Origin of the sequence: Arthrobacter sp. S2(2024) (genome assembly GCF_036662515.1) — a bacterium.
Classification (GTDB): domain Bacteria; phylum Actinomycetota; class Actinomycetes; order Actinomycetales; family Micrococcaceae; genus Arthrobacter.
Genome location: NZ_JAYKZI010000002.1, coordinates 220,790 through 235,864 on the forward strand (window position 1 = coordinate 220,790; position 15,075 = coordinate 235,864).

Consider the following 15,075-nt stretch of genomic DNA (forward strand, 5'->3'; position numbering starts at 1 on the left):
GGCTACAAAAGGTTCATCGGGTCAACAGCCTGCCCATTAACCCAGGTTTCAAAGTGCACGTGGCAACCGGTGGAGTTACCCGTGGTACCTGAATAGGCAATGAGCTGACCTTGACTCACTTGCTGTCCGGAGGAAACCACCACGCTGGTGTTGTGGTAGTAAACCGTGGTCAGGGAATCACCATTGATGACTCCGTGCGATATCTTGACACGGTTGCCACCGCCGTCGTTGCCCCAACCTGCAGAAAACACCGTGCCTGCAGCGGCTGCGTATACCGGCGTTCCGCAGGGGGCACCGAAGTCGATGCCCGTGTGCATATAGCCGCCCTGGCCGTAGAAATCGATGGTTCCAGGCGGCGTCGCACGCCAACCGAAGCCTGACGTGATCGGGATGTTCGCAGGCACCGGGTGAATCAGGCCGAAGTTCGAGCGCGGGTTGCTCGCCGGTGGGACAAAAGGCTGCGGGGCTGCCTGGTTTTGCGCCTGGGCCGCGGCCGCCGCGGCTGCGGCGAGGCGCTGCTGTTCGGCCAACCAAGCTTCGCGCAGTTTACGGTCACGTTCCGAGATTTCCGCGGCGACGGCGTCCTGGTTCGCCTTCACTTGCTGGAGTTGGGCTTGGATCCCGGGTTTGGCTGCTTGAAGCTGGGCGTTGAGACGAGTGGTGTCGGAGATGAGTTTGTCCACCTCCGCCTTCTTGGCAGCGGCGTCATCCCGGGCTGCCTTCTCACGCTCAAGTGCGGCGTCCGCCTTTGCCTTGAGATCGCGGATTTCCTGTTCGACGGCGGTGAGCCGGGCCTGGGAGTTCACGTTCGTCGCGCTCTGCTGCGTCAATTTCGTCATCGCGGCGTTCTGGCTGCGCATCGCTTGGTTGGCGAGGTCCATGGTTTCCGTGAGGTTGCCGCCGTCGTTCGATCCGAACAGCAAAGCGACATTCGTTGGAACCCCTCCGGATTTATACGCCTGCGCCGCGATCTGGCCGATGAGCTTCTTGGTATCGGTGATCTTTTGCTTGTCGTTTTCCAGTTGCTGGGTGATCTGGGCTTTACTCTGCTGCGCCAGATCCACGCGGGCGGCCAAGGCATCAGCCTCCTTGACTGCTGTGGCAACCTTGCCCTGGGCTTCGAGGAGTGCCTGCTGCGCTCCCGGAAGCTGTCCTTGGTAGACCACAAGGTCGCCGGCCGCCTTGGCGATGTTGGCGTCGACGAATTCCAGCGACTGCTGCACACGCGCCGACTCCGCGTTGAGGGCAGCCTGTTGGTCATCGAGATTGTCAGCGTGCGCCCCGGGCGCGGTGCCGAGGCTCGCGGCGAGTGCAATGGCCAGCACGGAACCGGCGACCTTCGCCCGGCCGCTCACTTTGCGCAGCTGCAGCGCAGCCTGGTACTTCCGTGTCATCGGCTGTCCTGTTCGCCCGGGATCAGTGCTCTTCATGGCTAGACCTTGAGATATCGGCGGAGGGTCAGGAGCGACGATATCCCGGCCAGGCCACCGCCCAACGCTATCAGGACCGGCGCAATCACGAGTACCTGGGTCGAGGAAATAAACGGAGTGTTCAGGAACTGCCGCGACAAGTCTCCGTTGAGCCAGAACTGGGCCACCAGCCACAGTGTGCCTGAGGCCAGGACTGCACCCACGACGGCGGCGATGACGCCTTCGAGGATGAACGGCAGTTGGATGACGGTCTTCGATGCTCCAACGAGGCGCATGATGCCTGTTTCCCGTCGCCGGCTGAACGCGGACAGCCTGATGGTCGTGGTGATAAGCAGGACTGCGCAGAAGATCATGACTCCCGCCACCACCATTGCCGCCACAGAGGCGCCGTTCATCCACTCAAAGATCCGTTCAAGGACCTGACGCTGATCGCTCACGGTCTCCACCCCGGCCTGGGACGAGAACGTTTCGCTGATGATCTGGTACTTCTGGGGGTCCTTCATGTTGATTCGGAAAGACGAAGGAAGCTGGTCCTGGGTTACCGAATCAACGATCGGAGAGTTGGAGAACTGTTCCTTGAAGTGTTTGAACGCATCGGCTTGCGATTCGAACTGGTAGTCGGTGATGTACTGCTTGACAGCCGGCGAATCGAGCATTTTGGCCAGATTGGCCTGCTGCTCCTTGGTGACCGCACCCGAGGCACATCCGGTCGACGTCGAGGAGTCGTTGCAGAGGAAGATGGCGACCTGGACTTTGTCATACCAGTAGCCCTTCATCTGGTTGATCTGCATCTGCAGCATTCCGGCCGCACCAACAAAGGTGAGCGAGACAAAAGTCACCAGGACGACGGAAATCACCATTGACAGGTTCCGGCGCAGACCGCTGCCGATCTCGCCCAGGATAAAAGCGAGCCTCACTGCTGGACCCCCTGCGCGCGGTCGATTTCCGCATCGCTCGCGTCCTTCATCCGCCGGGACTCTCCCACTACCGGAATCATCGAGGTGTAGAGGGCCCTTGCCTCATCGCGGACCACCACTCCGTTCCGGAGCTCCACCACGCGCTTGCGCATCTCGTTCACAATGTCGTCGTCGTGCGTCGCCATGACCACAGTGGTGCCGTTCTGGTTGATCTTGTCGAGAACGCCCATAATGCCCATCGAGGTAATGGGGTCCAGGTTTCCGGTGGGTTCGTCCGCCAGCAGGATGCCGGGACGGTTGACGACGGCGCGGGCGATGGCCACGCGCTGCTGCTCACCACCGGACAGCTCATGCGGCATGCGACGTTCCTTGCCTTCAAGCCCAACAGTCTTCAGCACTTCCGGAACCGTCTCGCGGATGATGCTGCGGCTTTTTCCGATCACCTGCATGGCGAAGGCAACGTTGGCGAAGACATTCTTCTGCGGCAACAGGCGGAAGTCTTGGAAAACGACACCGATTCCGCGGCGAAGTTTGGGGACCCGCCAGCTTGAAATGTTGGCCACGTTCTGGCCCGCGACGTAGACGGAACCGGATGTTGCCCGGTCTTCCTTCAGAATGAGTCGTAGAAACGTCGACTTGCCGGAACCCGAGGCCCCGACGAGGAAGGTGAATTCTCCACGGTCAATCTCAAGGTTGACAGCATCCAGCGCCGGACGGGCATTGGGGTCGTAGACCTTGGTGACATTCTCAAATCGGATCATGACTCTTCAGAACCCCGCCGGACATGCCACGTTCGACCAGTCCAACCGCCAGCGCACGGGCTTTCATTGGGGGAAGTTGAGCGCCGGCTCTTCGACTATACGCACGCTCCGCGATGGAATCGCGGGCTTGGCGCGGTGTGTCGCCCAATCAAGTAATCAGCCCGGGCGCCTTATCCCTCGGCGTTGCGGTTACCTGTGCGCCAGCGAATCCCTGCGTCAATGAAGTCGTCGATGTCGCCGTCGAACACCGCAGACGTGTTGCCCACTTCGTGCTCAGTCCGCAAGTCTTTGACCATCTGGTACGGATTGAGCACATACGAACGCATCTGGTCCCCCCACGATGCCTTCACGTCACCTGCGAATGCCTTCTTCTCGGCATCTTCCTGCTCCTTTTTCAGGAGGAGGAGCCTTGATTGGAGCACGCGCATCGCGGCTGCGCGGTTCTGCAACTGGGACTTCTCGTTCTGCATGGAGACGACAATCCCTGTGGGGATATGGGTCAAACGTACTGCGGAGTCCGTCGTGTTGACGGACTGCCCGCCGGGGCCGGAAGAGCGGAAGACATCGACGCGGATCTCGTTGTCCGGAATGTCGATCGAGTCGGTCTGCTCAATGAGCGGGATGACTTCGACGGCGGCAAAGGACGTCTGTCGCCGTCCCTGGTTGTCGAACGGGCTGATCCGGACAAGCCGGTGCGTCCCGGCTTCGACGCTGAGGGTACCGAAAGCGTACGGCGCTTTGACCTCGAAAGTAGCCGATTTGAGGCCGGCCTCTTCGGCGTACGAGGTGTCCATCACGGTAGTCGGGTAGCCATGGCGTTCTGCCCAGCGCAGGTACATGCGCATGAGCATTTCGGCGAAGTCCGCCGCATCAACACCGCCGGCGCCCGCACGAATCGTGACGACGGCCTCGCGTTCGTCGTATTCGCCCGAGAGCAGGGTAACCACTTCAAGTTCCTTGAGGGCCTTGCGGATTGATTCGAGTTCCGTGGCCGCCTCCACCATGGAGGCGTCGTCGTCCTCGTCCTGGCCGAGCTCGACAAGGACCTCAAGATCGTCGATGCGGCCCGTCAGCCTGTTCAACCGTTCAAGCTCCGACTGCCGGTGGGACAACTTGGACGTAATTACCTGGGCGGCAGCTGGATCGTCCCAGAGGTTCGGTTCACCAGCCCGCTCGCTCAGTTCTGCGATCTCTTCCTTGAGCTTCTCGACATCGGAAACCTGTTCGATGGAGCGGTAAGTGGAGCGAAGCGCGCGGATTTCTGCGGGAAAGTCAATCTGAGCCATGGTTGTTCCAGAGTACGCCATCCGTTGACGGCCTTGGCACGGAGCCTGGACGTGTGACGCTTGAAAATCAGCGGGTCAGCCGGGAACGCGCAGTGGAACGGGCTTCGATCGGAACACCGTCGGGAAGCAGAAAGCTGACCACAGGCGGATGGGCAACCGCGCTGAGCACCACTTCGGCCGTGGTGTTGTCCGGACTCCCGGTACCCGGGCCGACGGCAAGTTGATCGAACCGTGAATGGGCGCCGTTTTGGCTGAGGTATGACTCGGTAATACCTCTTACCCGCGCGCTGTTGAGGACGGCCGACGGCGTTTCGGCGCCGCTGTCCACTTGGCCGAGGGCATAGCTGTCCGCGGCCGCCACAGAAGCTCCGTCCGCCACGGAGAGGAGCTTCTTATGTTCGATGTAGATGGCCGAGGCCGCAGCAACGACCGTTGCAAGCAATAACGCGACCACGACATAGCCGATGGTCAAGACCATCAAATGGCCGCCTTCCGCCTCTGATTTTCGGGATAGCAGGATGTCTGTCTTCGCGGGAAGACCTCTCACCGGAACCGCCCGACGATTTGCGTAGCCGACGCACTCAGATTCGCGGCGTCCAGATTCAGGGTGTCTCCAAAGGGCAGCATGGGCAACGGCACCGTGAGCTTGACCGTCACCGTCACCGCAGCGCCGGCGGACAGGCAATCGCCGCGGTCGCACGCGACGTCGACAATTGCCCGCTCCGCGGAATGGCCATAGTCGGCAAGGGCCAGAAGGGCAGCCTGTTCAGCGGCGACGCGCCCTTGGGAGGTGTCCTTCTGCATGACATAGACCTTGGCGGCTTGGTCCGCTGCCCCCACAACGGCGAAGGAACCGCCCTGGATCTGTCCAATAGTGACGATGAAATAGACCACGGGAACCATGAGTAGGAGGGAGAGGAGGATGAACTCGACCACCGCGCTTCCCCTCTCAGGGGCACACGGAGGGCCGGCAGGTTCGCGGCCCTCCGCCGCCGGCCCCTCCGCCGCCGGCAGGCAGACCACCTCCCTGAAGCGGGAGAGCGCTGCACGGCCAGGATCAACCCGAAGTCGCAGCATGGCCCCTCACCTCCAGCCCTGCTACGGGACCAATCAGTCCGATAACTGGCAATGGTGCACGGACTGTCACCTCCAAGGTGCGGATTCCCTGGAAGCTGGCCTCCGATGTCGAGATGTCCCGGGCAAAGTCCGCGTTCAGCGCCGTTCCGATCAGCTCTGCTGTGCGCTCACGGGCATCGGACGATGTCCTGTCGGCGAGAGTGCCGTAACGGGCTCCGGACGAGGCCGCATCAATGAGCGTATTGCGCACGTGCAATATGAGGGTCAGTTGAATGACAGCGAGGAAGAATACCGTCAACAGACCGCCGACCAGCACAAAATCCACGACGGCGGAGCCGCGTTCATCGCCCCTGCCGACCCTCACGCCACTGCCATCTTCCGCTACCCGGCTGCGGAACGGCATGGACTTACTTTCCGACCTTGCTCATCGCCTGGTTGAAGAGTCCTTCCAGTGCCGGGCCGGCCAGCGCCAGCAGGCCCGCGACAAGTGCGGCGGACATCAGGGTGATCATGACCCAACCTGGTACATCGCCCCGCTCCGGATGATCGTCGTCGGGGACCGGACACTTGTGCAGGTTGGTTCCAAGCTCTGATCTGGACGACGGGAGTGTCCACAGCTGCCACAGCAAGAGTCCTGAAGCGGATAGGCCTTCGCGTCCGAGCTTTTTCATTTTCACCATTTCATCTTCCCCATTTCATCTTTCCCATTTCATCTTTCCCATTTCATCTTTCCCAATTCCTTATGCAGGAATCCATTGTGATCCGTGCTGTCTTGGTATTCAGGCGGACGCCCATGTGACGGATGTGAAAAGGCTTGACTGAGATTCGTCATTAGAAGCCAAGATCCAACGCGGCCAAGCCCGGATAGACCGCGAAGATCACCGTGAGGGGCAGGACGCCGAAAACCAGCGGGACCATCATGGCGATTTCCTTGCGGCCCGCCGCTTCCATCAGTTCCCGCTTGGCTGAATCGCGGACATCCGCAGCTTGGGCCCGCAAAACATCGGCCAAGGGAGTTCCGCGTTCGACGGCAACGACAATTCCATCCACGAACCGAACAAGCGGGCCGAGCTCGGTTCGTCCCGAAAACTCGTGCAGGGCTTCGATCAGGGGTGTGCCGGCCCGGGTGGCGGCCAACACCAGGGCAAACTCCTTCGCCAGTTCGCCGCGGGCTGTGCGACACACTCGATCGAGGGCACCGCTGGCGCTCTCCCCCGCACCCACCGCAAGAGCCATCAACTCGGCAAGGCTCGGGAATTCCGCCAGCATCCGCCTTTCCCTTCGTTTGATCTGCACCCGGAGCATGTAGTCGCGGAAAAGAAACCCTGCCAGTGCACAAACCAGGACCGTAGCAACCGCGAGCACCGGACTGAACCGACCCCCGGTGGCATTCACGACCACCACGACGAGCGCCGCGGCGAAGCCTGCGGCGGCCCACAGCAGTTGCTCCGCGCGGAAGTCCAGCGCGGACTTTCCAGAACCGGCCTTTGCCAGCTTTTTGTTGAGGGATGTGGTCCCCAGGTTGAACTTCGCCAGGTAGCCGAGGGCGTCGCGAAAAACCGGCCGCAGGATGCGCTCCAAGGGGCCGAACAGTGCGATGTCCGAGGGTGCGGAGAGCAGGCGCGATTCGAGGTTCTGGGACCTGAGTTGCGGCTCGATGCGCTCCACGAACGGAATCGTCCGCATGAATGGCATGCGAACAAAGATGAGCCACAATCCGGCTCCCAAAAGAAGTCCGCAGAATGCAGCCAAGGCAGTCAGCCCAGTCATCGAAGGACCCTTTCATCTTCAGGAAGGGCGGCGATGCGCAGCATGACCCAATAGCAGAAGGCCGAGACCAACAATCCGCCTCCAAGAACGCTGGCTCCGGCCGCCGAGTTATACGCGGCAACGGCTTCCGGCCGGCTGGCCAGCAACATCAGGACGATCCATGGGGCGGCAACGGCCAGGCGAGCACCATTGATGGTCCATGATTGTCGCGCCTCAAGCTCGCTGCGAGTCCTCGCGCTCTCACGAAGGAACTCGGCAAGAGTTCCCAAAAGGCGGCCCAGATCGGATCCGCCCACGTCCCGGGTCAGCCTGAGCGCCTCAATGATCCGGTCGGCAACGGGATCGGCCAAACGCTCCTTTAGTTTGCTCAACGCCGCATCGAAATGGCCGCCGGAACGGTAGTCCGCGGCAAACTCGCGGAAGAGAGCCCGCAGCTCTTCGGGACCTTTGTCTCCGAGCTGGATAAGCGCCTCGGGCAGCGAAAGCCCCGCACGGATCGCCGAGCGCAAATGGTCGACGACATCGGGCCAGAGCTCCCGGAGCATGGCGGTCCGCTTGCGCGCCCGCCAACTGACAACGGCCAAGGGAAGCCACATACCGAACAAGCCGAAGCACGCTGCGATCGAGAACGACGCGGTCATGATGTAGATCACCAGTGCGGCGAAAAGGCCCAATCCGAGGCACGATGCGATGAATCCCCCGCCGCTCACTTTTTCGATCCCGGCAGTGAGCAGCAAGGACTCAAGGCGTTTAGGTTTTGGCTCCTTGACGGCAAGCGGGTCTTGTTCCCATGCCGACCACCAGATGAGGAAGACACCCAGCCCGCAGAGAACGCCTAGCAGCGGCGCCATTAGAAGTGCCCCAGGAGCGCGGCGACGTCAAATCCGGCCCGGGCGAATTTCTCGGCGGCCGGCATGGAATTCGACGTGGCTTGGAGCCGGCCGTCCTGCATCGTGAATACCTTGGACGACTCGATGATGCCGTTCTCCACGCGTCGCCCCAGCGAAAGGATCTCGGTGACTTGCCGGCGACCGTCCGCGTGGCGGCTGCAATGAACCACGAGATCGATGCATGAGGCCACGGTTGGAACGACGAACGCACTTGAGATGTTCCCGCCGGCCAGCAGCGGCAAGGTGCAAATCTTGGTCACGGCGTCATGGGCCGAGTTTGCATGGACGGTGCACATGCCCGGCAAGCCAGAATTCAACGCAATCAGCATGTCCAGGCTTTCGGCTTCCCGGACCTCGCCCACCACGAGACGATCCGGCCGCATACGAAGAGCCTCTTTGACGAGCCGGCGGAGGGGAATTTCGCCTTGCCCCTCAAGGTTTGGCTGGCGACACTGAAGGCCAACGACGTCGCGTAGCGGGAAGTGAAGTTCAAAGATCTCTTCGACGGTGATGACCCGCTCGCGGGAGCCGATATTGGCTGCCAAGCAGTTGAGCATTGTGGTCTTTCCGGCCTGGGTGGCTCCTGAGACGAGAATGTTCAATCCACTGGCGACCGCGGCTCCCAGGAACCGGGCTGACTCGGGCGTCAACGTCCCCAACTCCACGAGATGCTCGAGCCGGGTTGCCTTGACCACAAATTTGCGGATATTCACGGCCCAATGGCGGCGGGTGACGTCGGGAATGACGACGTGGAGCCGAGAGCCATCGGGCAGGGCCGCGTCCACAAAAGGTGAGGAGAGGTCGAGCCTCCGCCCGGAACTCTTGAGCATCCGCTCGACGAGGTCGCGAACCTGCTGCTCGGTGAGGCTGATCGAGGTAAGTTCTGATTCGCCGTTCCTGGCAACGTAAACCTCGTTGGGCGCGTTGAGCCAGACCTCTTCGATGGTGGGATCATCCAGAAGTGGCTGGATCGGCCCGAAGCCGGCAACGGCGTCGAACACGTACTTGCGCGCAGTGTCCAAGTGTCCCAAAGGAGGCAAGGGGCCCAGAAGAGCCCGCTCATCGTAATCATTCACGGCGGCCTCGACGAGCCGGTGAATTTCGACTGCTTGACTCGAAGGATCCAGTCCACGCCGACGAATCAGCTCTCGCACTTCATCCTCGACGATGCGCAATGCCTCCATGTTCCCCCCAATGCAGCATGCGCCCAGGCGCTGCGGAAACCTTCAACCAAGTTAAGGCTAGGGGAGGTTGCGACTCCCTGCCAAGTAAATTTGGGCCGTTGTGGATAACCACGAACAGCACGGCGATTGACTAGGAAGTCCCCGGATTCAACTGAACCTGCCGCGGCTGGATTTTGCGGGGACTATCCGCGGCACGGCATGCACGAAACCGGGATGGATTTGAGGCACTACTCGAGTGTTGACGGTGACTAAATACGAGTGTTGACACCCTGATTGGCCGCTCGTAGCGTCAAGTAATCAGGCGCGCGCCATTGGCCAAAAGGCCAAGCGCCTTTTGCTGTTAAGCCATCGACGCGCAACCGGGTTAATAATAATTGAATGCCCACGATGAGTACTGGCGACCCCGAATTGTGCTGAGGGTAAAACTGCACAGAAGGTCGCACCGGTCAGGTTGCAGGCGCGACGAACGGACTTGAGATGCAAGACGGGTGCATGGTGGCCTCCCGCATTGGGCGGAGGCCCTCCTTTGAAGCTCAAAAAAACCACCGAAAAGCGTTTGCCATGGCCGCAGCCGCGCTTCTTTTGGCGACGCTCTTCAATGCGGCGCTTTTGACCCGGCCGGCCCAGGCCGCGGGTCCTCTTGTCGTCACGTTGACATTTGACGACGCCAACGCTGATCAGGTGGCTGCGGCGAACTATTTGAATTCCAAAGGAATGTTTGGGACGTTCTTCCTTCCCTCCGGTTACCTGAACGCGACCGATCCTAATGGTGGCCCGCCTCCCTACATGACGACCGCCCAGGCACTCGCACTTCAATCGGCAGGCAACGAAATTGCCGGGCACACGGTCACGCACCCCGACCTTGCCCAGATGGACGCGAACGAGGTGGCACGCCAGATATGCAATGACCGCGTCAACCTGACCACTATGGGCTTCCGGGTCACGAATTTCGCCTACCCGTTCGCCTCCGCCACTCCGGCCGTCGAGCAACAAGTCGCCAACTGCGGCTACAACAGCGCACGTGGCCTGGGCGATCTGAAAAGCAAAGCCGCCCCAACGCTGACCGAAGTTGCTGAACCGCTGCCCGTTCCTACCGCGGACCTCTTTTTCACCAAGGCGCCCGATGAGGTAGACAACACGTGGGCAGTTGCCGACATGCAGGCCGTCGTGACCCAGGCGGAGGCCGGCGGCGGATGGGTTCAATTGACTTTCCACCACTTCGACTCGGCTACAGACCCTCTAACTGTCACAACCACCAATTTCCAGGCGTACGTGAATTGGCTGGTGACGGAGCAAACGGCAGGCAGGATCGTCGTCAAGACGGTGCGCCAGGTGATGGCCGCCCAATTCCCGGATCCCGCAAATCCGGCGCTCGACCTGGATAAGCCACTCGTCAATGGGCCGGCCGCCCCGCCACCCATCACGGTCGGAAACCTGATCCAGAACCCGAGTTTGGAAACAGCAGGCCCGGTGGCCACCGGACTCCCCTATTGCTGGGCAATCGGAGCATATGGCACCAACACCCACACCTTCACCAGCGTGTCCCCGGGCCACACGGGGTCCGTTGCAGAACAGATGGTCATTTCCGGCTACGTTGACGGCGATGCCAAGCTACTGCCGACTTTGGACCTGGGCCAATGTGCGCCGAGCGCTACGCCCGGCCATATCTATCAAATGTCCGATTGGTACACGGCGACGGCTCCGACGCAATTCGAGCTCTACTACCGAACGGGCCTTGGCACGTGGAATTACTGGACCGCAAGTCCGAACTTTGCCGCGGCAACAGCGTGGACCCAGGCCACCTGGACCTCCCCACCGGTTCCGGCAGGTGCGAGCGCAATCAGCATGGGCTTGAACCTGCTGAGCAATGGAACCCTGATAACTGATGACTACGCGCTGTACGACTCGGTTGCCGTGGCCAGCGTGTTCAAATCGATGACACCAAGCAGGCTGCTCGACACCCGTAACAGCACCCCGGTGGCGCCAGGGGGCACGGTGTCCTTCCAAGTCGGCGGCGTCAATGGCATCCCCGCGAATGTCTCGGCAGTGACCTTCAACCTCACGGTGGCCAATCCGACGTCGTTCGGCTTCGTCACGGCCTACCCATCGGGAACCGCACGGCCGAACGCCTCCAACCTGAACTACGCCACGGGGCAGATCGTCCCCAACTTGGTCACGGTCCCGGTGGGTTCGGACGGGAAGGTCACCCTGTACAACCAGTCCTCGGGAACCGCGCAACTGATCGCTGACGTCTCCGGGTACTACGTCCCGGCTGCCACATCGGCTCCTGGTGAGTTCCAAGCGCTGGCGCCCAGCCGGTTCCTGGACACCCGCAACAGCACCCCGGTGGCACCGAACGGAACGGTGTCCTTCCAAGTCGGCGGGGTCAGCGGCATCCCGGCAACAGTCTCGGCCGTCACTTTCAACCTCACGGTGGCCAATCCGACGTCGTTCGGCTTCGTCACGGCGTACGCGTCCGGAACCGCCCGGCCGAACGCTTCCAACCTGAACTACGCCACGGGACAGATCGTCCCCAATAGTGTCACCGTTCCAGTGGGCGCGGACGGAAAAGTCACGCTCTACAACCAGTCCTCGGGAACCACGCAACTCATCGCGGACGTTTCCGGTTACTACCTGGCCGGCACCGCAACGGCGTCGGGAACCTTCCAACCCATCGCGCCAAACAGGTTCCTCGATACGCGGAACAGCACTGCGGTGGCACCGAACGGCACGGTGTCCTTCCAGGTCGGCGGGATCAGCGGCATCCCGGCGACAGTCTCGGCCGTCACTTTCAACCTCACGGTGGCCAATCCGACGTCGTTCGGCTTCGTCACGGCGTACGCGTCCGGAACCGCCCGGCCGAATACCTCCAATTTGAACTACGCCACTAACCAAATTGTCCCCAACTTGGTCACGGTCCCCGTGGGTGCCGACGGAAAGGTCACGCTCTACAGCCAATCCTCGGGTACGGCGCAGCTCATCGCGGACGTCTCCGGGTATTTCCTGCCATGAACTACTGAATACACAACACCCAAGTAAAAAAACACCGCCGCTCCGGCCTGCACCGCGCAGGCCGGAGCGGCGGTGTTTGGCTGTTGGCGGCCGTGCAGACAGTATCCGAACTGCATTGAACCACTCACTCAAATCCCATTGGCCACATTAGCACCACCTTGCACATCAGTGTTATGGTTGCCTTCGAATTAGAAGTGCCAACAGCCATTTACCGTCGCGGGTTTGAAACGGCGGAATGAATCAAGTGCCGCCCCATCGGGAGCCGGCAATCTCGTGTGGAGCCAAGAGATGAAGACCATTCAATTTAAAGCCCCTGTCTCCACTTCCCGGGTGCGCCGCGTTCAAGACCTTGCGCTAACAGCGATGTGCGGCGCGGCGGTCTTGCTTCTCTCTGCAACGACGGCCGTTGCAGCACCGGCTCCTTCACCGACGCCCTCCCCGGCGAGCTCCCCGACGTCGTCTCCCGCTAACTCCCCACAAACGACGGCGACCCAGTTGCCGAGCGCAAGCTCAACGCCTTCACCGACGCAGCCGGCAGCAAAAAGCCAGACAGCAACGCCGTCACCAACCGCGACGGCCCAAAGCAGCACAGATCGCCAAGCCGCAATGCGCGCAGCTGCCGGACCAGGGGGCGCGCAGATGGGCCAACGCTCCCCACGAGTCCAGGGCGCGGTAACCGCCCAGGGCAGCTGGACACCCACCTTCGGCATCCAGGGTCTCGATGTCAGCTACTACCAGGCCGGCGTCGATTGGCAGCAGCAGTGGAACATGGGGGCGCGATTCGCCTACGTCAAGGCCAGCGAGGGAAACTACTACACCAGCCCCTCGTACAGTTCGCAGTACCAAGGCTCGCGGGCAGTCGGAATGATCCGCGGCGCCTACCACTTCGCGATTCCCAACTGGTCCTCAGGCGCCGATCAAGCCAACTACTTCGTGCAAAACGGTGGCGGATGGAGCTCGGACGGCGCAACGTTGCCGCCCGTCCTGGACATTGAGTTCAATCCGTATGCAGGGCAGACCATCAACGGCGTCTACATGGGCAACACCTGCTACGACATGTCGCCCGCCCAGCTCACGTCGTGGGTACAGAATTTCGGCAACACCATGCGTTCCCTGACGGGACGGCTCCCGATGATCTACACCAACACGAGTTGGTGGAAACAGTGCACCGGAGATCCTGCCGGATTCGGGGACTACCCCCTCTGGGTCGCCTCGTATCCAGGCGGGCCGTCGAACGACGCTGGAATTCTTCCTTCCAGTTGGGCCAACTACAGCATGTGGCAGTACAGCAGTACGGGTCCCTTCAGCGGCGACTCGGACGTCTGGAACGGGGACTACGCTTCCCTCCAAAGGTTTGCCGGCAATCCAGCCAGGGGTTCGTTCGATTCACTGTCGCTCGTCCGGGACACCACCTCGGCATACCTGAGGGTCACGGGCTGGTCTGTAGACCTTTCCAGACCTTGGGTATCGACTCCCGTCAATATTTCAGTTACCGATCCGGGCAACGCGACCACCGGGTACTCGTTCCTGGCGAACGCATATCGCCCGGACGTTGATCAAGCCTTCGGTTACGGCCCTGCACACGGCTTTGACAACAACATCCAGATCACCGCATCCGGCACGTACAAGGTTTGCGCCACCGCCGTCAGCGTCAACGGCACTGTAGACCTTGGCTGCAAGAGTTTTCAGGCAAACGGTGTTGAACCTCCCATCGGATCGTTCGACACGCTCGGACAGGTTCGTGCTCCCGACGACGTTTCCCTTCGCCTGACGGGCTGGGCCATTGACCGTGCCAACCCGCAAACGGCCTCGTTCGCCGACGCCTACGTCACCGACCCCAGCGGACAGACCACGGGCTACCGCATCACGGCCAACACTTCCAGGCCGGATGTGGGAAGCGCTACCGGCTACGGTTCGAACCATGGCTTCGACAAGTCGATCAGCCTGAGCAAAGCCGGTACATATCACGTGTGTACCTATGCCATCGGGCAGTACTACAACACCGCGCTTGGCTGCAAAGACATCACTGTCGGATCCAACCCGCCGCCGAAGGGATATTACGACTCCATTCGAATCTCGCAGGCGCCCGGCGCGGCCAACCTCGTTGCGACGGGCTGGGCATTCGACCCCACCAACACCGCGGCCAGCATTCCTGTCCATGTCTACGTCCAGGCACCGGATGGAAGCAACGTCGGCACGGCATTCACGGCAAATCAATCCCGTCCCGATCTGAACAACGCCTTCGGCATTACCGGTAATCACGGCTTCAGCGCCTCATTGCCAACCAAGGGCACCGGCACCTACACCGCCTGTGCCTATGCCATCCCGGTTGCCCCGCTCGCTTCGGGGAACACGGCGCTTGGATGCATGTCCATTCAGGTAAGCAATACGCCAGTCCCGGCCGGCTACCTCGACTCCGTCGGAGTTGCATCGGTGTCAGGACAAGCCAATATCAGGGCGACGGGGTGGACATACGACCCAGCCGTTCCGGGCTCGTCCAATCCAGTGCATGTCTACATTACGTATCCGGACGGGAGCCGTCAGGGGTATGCCTTCGCGGCGAACGTTTCGAGGGCTGATGTGAACAACGCTTTCGGCATTACCGGAAATCACGGCTACTCGACGCTGGTCCCCGTCACTCAACGGGGCAGATATACGGTTTGCACTTATGGGATCGGGATAGCGCAGTACAGCTCAGGCAACGCGCTTGCAGGATGTCAATCCCTGAATTACTAAGTCTCCTGCACG

Annotated in this window: 14 protein-coding genes; 2 read left to right on the plus strand and 12 right to left on the minus strand. The window is 61.2% G+C overall.

Annotation, left to right across the window (positions count from 1 at the left end; genetic code table 11):
- Window positions 1–2: 2 nt before the first annotated feature.
- The 11 genes from VLA65_RS04700 to VLA65_RS04750 form a co-directional block, all read right to left on the minus strand.
- On the minus strand, window positions 3–1,394 hold the full coding sequence (locus VLA65_RS04700) for a M23 family metallopeptidase (protein ID WP_284988449.1): 1,392 nt from the start codon (window positions 1,392–1,394) through the stop codon (window positions 3–5).
- Window positions 1,395–1,432: 38 nt separating this feature from the next.
- Window positions 1,433–2,347 (minus strand): permease-like cell division protein FtsX, encoded by a 915-nt coding sequence (gene ftsX / locus VLA65_RS04705; RefSeq protein ID WP_059387584.1) that lies wholly within the window; start codon window positions 2,345–2,347, stop codon window positions 1,433–1,435.
- Complete coding sequence (gene ftsE, locus VLA65_RS04710) at window positions 2,344–3,108, minus strand: cell division ATP-binding protein FtsE (RefSeq protein ID WP_059387583.1); 765 nt, start codon at window positions 3,106–3,108, stop codon at window positions 2,344–2,346. The genes ftsX and ftsE overlap by 4 nt, the downstream gene beginning before the upstream one ends.
- Before the next feature lie 170 nt (window positions 3,109–3,278).
- A complete protein-coding gene (prfB, locus tag VLA65_RS04715) occupies window positions 3,279–4,394 on the minus strand; it encodes a peptide chain release factor 2 (protein WP_284988451.1) in 1,116 nt (371 codons plus the stop codon).
- A gap of 67 nt (window positions 4,395–4,461) precedes the next feature.
- Complete coding sequence (locus VLA65_RS04720; RefSeq protein ID WP_059387582.1) at window positions 4,462–4,872, minus strand: pilus assembly protein TadG-related protein; 411 nt, start codon at window positions 4,870–4,872, stop codon at window positions 4,462–4,464.
- Window positions 4,873–4,937: 65 nt separating this feature from the next.
- Window positions 4,938–5,330: a hypothetical protein gene (locus VLA65_RS04725; RefSeq protein WP_332601917.1), complete on the minus strand. Its 393-nt coding sequence runs from the start codon at window positions 5,328–5,330 to the stop codon at window positions 4,938–4,940.
- Window positions 5,331–5,451: 121 nt separating this feature from the next.
- Window positions 5,452–5,874: a TadE family protein gene (locus VLA65_RS04730; RefSeq protein ID WP_284988453.1), complete on the minus strand. Its 423-nt coding sequence runs from the start codon at window positions 5,872–5,874 to the stop codon at window positions 5,452–5,454.
- 4 nt (window positions 5,875–5,878) lie between these two features.
- A complete protein-coding gene (locus VLA65_RS04735) occupies window positions 5,879–6,142 on the minus strand; it encodes a hypothetical protein (protein WP_332602067.1) in 264 nt (87 codons plus the stop codon).
- A 160-nt stretch (window positions 6,143–6,302) separates the two neighbouring features.
- A complete protein-coding gene (locus VLA65_RS04740) occupies window positions 6,303–7,241 on the minus strand; it encodes a type II secretion system F family protein (protein ID WP_284988454.1) in 939 nt (312 codons plus the stop codon).
- Entirely contained in the window at window positions 7,238–8,092 is an 855-nt protein-coding gene (locus VLA65_RS04745) for a type II secretion system F family protein (RefSeq protein WP_059387576.1), read from the minus strand. Before VLA65_RS04745 ends, VLA65_RS04740 begins: the two co-directional genes overlap by 4 nt.
- On the minus strand, window positions 8,092–9,315 hold the full coding sequence (locus VLA65_RS04750; RefSeq protein WP_332601918.1) for a CpaF family protein: 1,224 nt from the start codon (window positions 9,313–9,315) through the stop codon (window positions 8,092–8,094). Before VLA65_RS04750 ends, VLA65_RS04745 begins: the two co-directional genes overlap by 1 nt.
- Before the next feature lie 561 nt (window positions 9,316–9,876).
- Between VLA65_RS04750 and VLA65_RS04755 the strand changes: the two genes are divergently transcribed.
- Complete coding sequence (locus VLA65_RS04755) at window positions 9,877–12,327, plus strand: polysaccharide deacetylase family protein (protein ID WP_332601919.1); 2,451 nt, start codon at window positions 9,877–9,879, stop codon at window positions 12,325–12,327.
- A gap of 341 nt (window positions 12,328–12,668) precedes the next feature.
- On the opposite strand, the gene VLA65_RS04760 is transcribed toward VLA65_RS04755, so the two are convergent.
- Entirely contained in the window at window positions 12,669–12,917 is a 249-nt protein-coding gene (locus VLA65_RS04760) for a hypothetical protein (RefSeq protein WP_059387573.1), read from the minus strand.
- Window positions 12,918–12,933: 16 nt separating this feature from the next.
- On the opposite strand from VLA65_RS04760, the gene VLA65_RS04765 reads away from it, so the two are divergent.
- The gene (locus VLA65_RS04765) at window positions 12,934–15,063 is read left to right on the plus strand and encodes a lysozyme (protein WP_332601920.1); all 2,130 of its coding nucleotides are present in this window, start codon (window positions 12,934–12,936) and stop codon (window positions 15,061–15,063) included.
- Window positions 15,064–15,075 lie beyond the last annotated feature (12 nt).

Excerpts from the sequence above, each read along its gene's own strand:
- VLA65_RS04700 (WP_284988449.1), bottom strand. The coding sequence starts at position 1,394 with ATGACACGGAAGTACCAGGCTGCGCTGCAGCTGCGCAAAGTGAGCGGC.
- ftsE (WP_059387583.1), bottom strand. The coding sequence starts at position 3,108 with ATGATCCGATTTGAGAATGTCACCAAGGTCTACGACCCCAATGCCCGT.
- prfB (WP_284988451.1), bottom strand. The coding sequence starts at position 4,394 with ATGGCTCAGATTGACTTTCCCGCAGAAATCCGCGCGCTTCGCTCCACT.
- VLA65_RS04720 (WP_059387582.1), bottom strand. The coding sequence starts at position 4,872 with ATGGTCTTGACCATCGGCTATGTCGTGGTCGCGTTATTGCTTGCAACG.
- VLA65_RS04730 (WP_284988453.1), bottom strand. The coding sequence starts at position 5,874 with ATGCCGTTCCGCAGCCGGGTAGCGGAAGATGGCAGTGGCGTGAGGGTC.
- VLA65_RS04735 (WP_332602067.1), bottom strand. The coding sequence starts at position 6,142 with ATGAAAAAGCTCGGACGCGAAGGCCTATCCGCTTCAGGACTCTTGCTG.
- VLA65_RS04740 (WP_284988454.1), bottom strand. The coding sequence starts at position 7,241 with ATGACTGGGCTGACTGCCTTGGCTGCATTCTGCGGACTTCTTTTGGGA.
- VLA65_RS04745 (WP_059387576.1), bottom strand. The coding sequence starts at position 8,092 with ATGGCGCCGCTGCTAGGCGTTCTCTGCGGGCTGGGTGTCTTCCTCATC.
- VLA65_RS04750 (WP_332601918.1), bottom strand. The coding sequence starts at position 9,315 with ATGGAGGCATTGCGCATCGTCGAGGATGAAGTGCGAGAGCTGATTCGT.
- VLA65_RS04755 (WP_332601919.1), top strand. The coding sequence starts at position 9,877 with ATGGCCGCAGCCGCGCTTCTTTTGGCGACGCTCTTCAATGCGGCGCTT.
- VLA65_RS04765 (WP_332601920.1), top strand. The coding sequence starts at position 12,934 with ATGCGCGCAGCTGCCGGACCAGGGGGCGCGCAGATGGGCCAACGCTCC.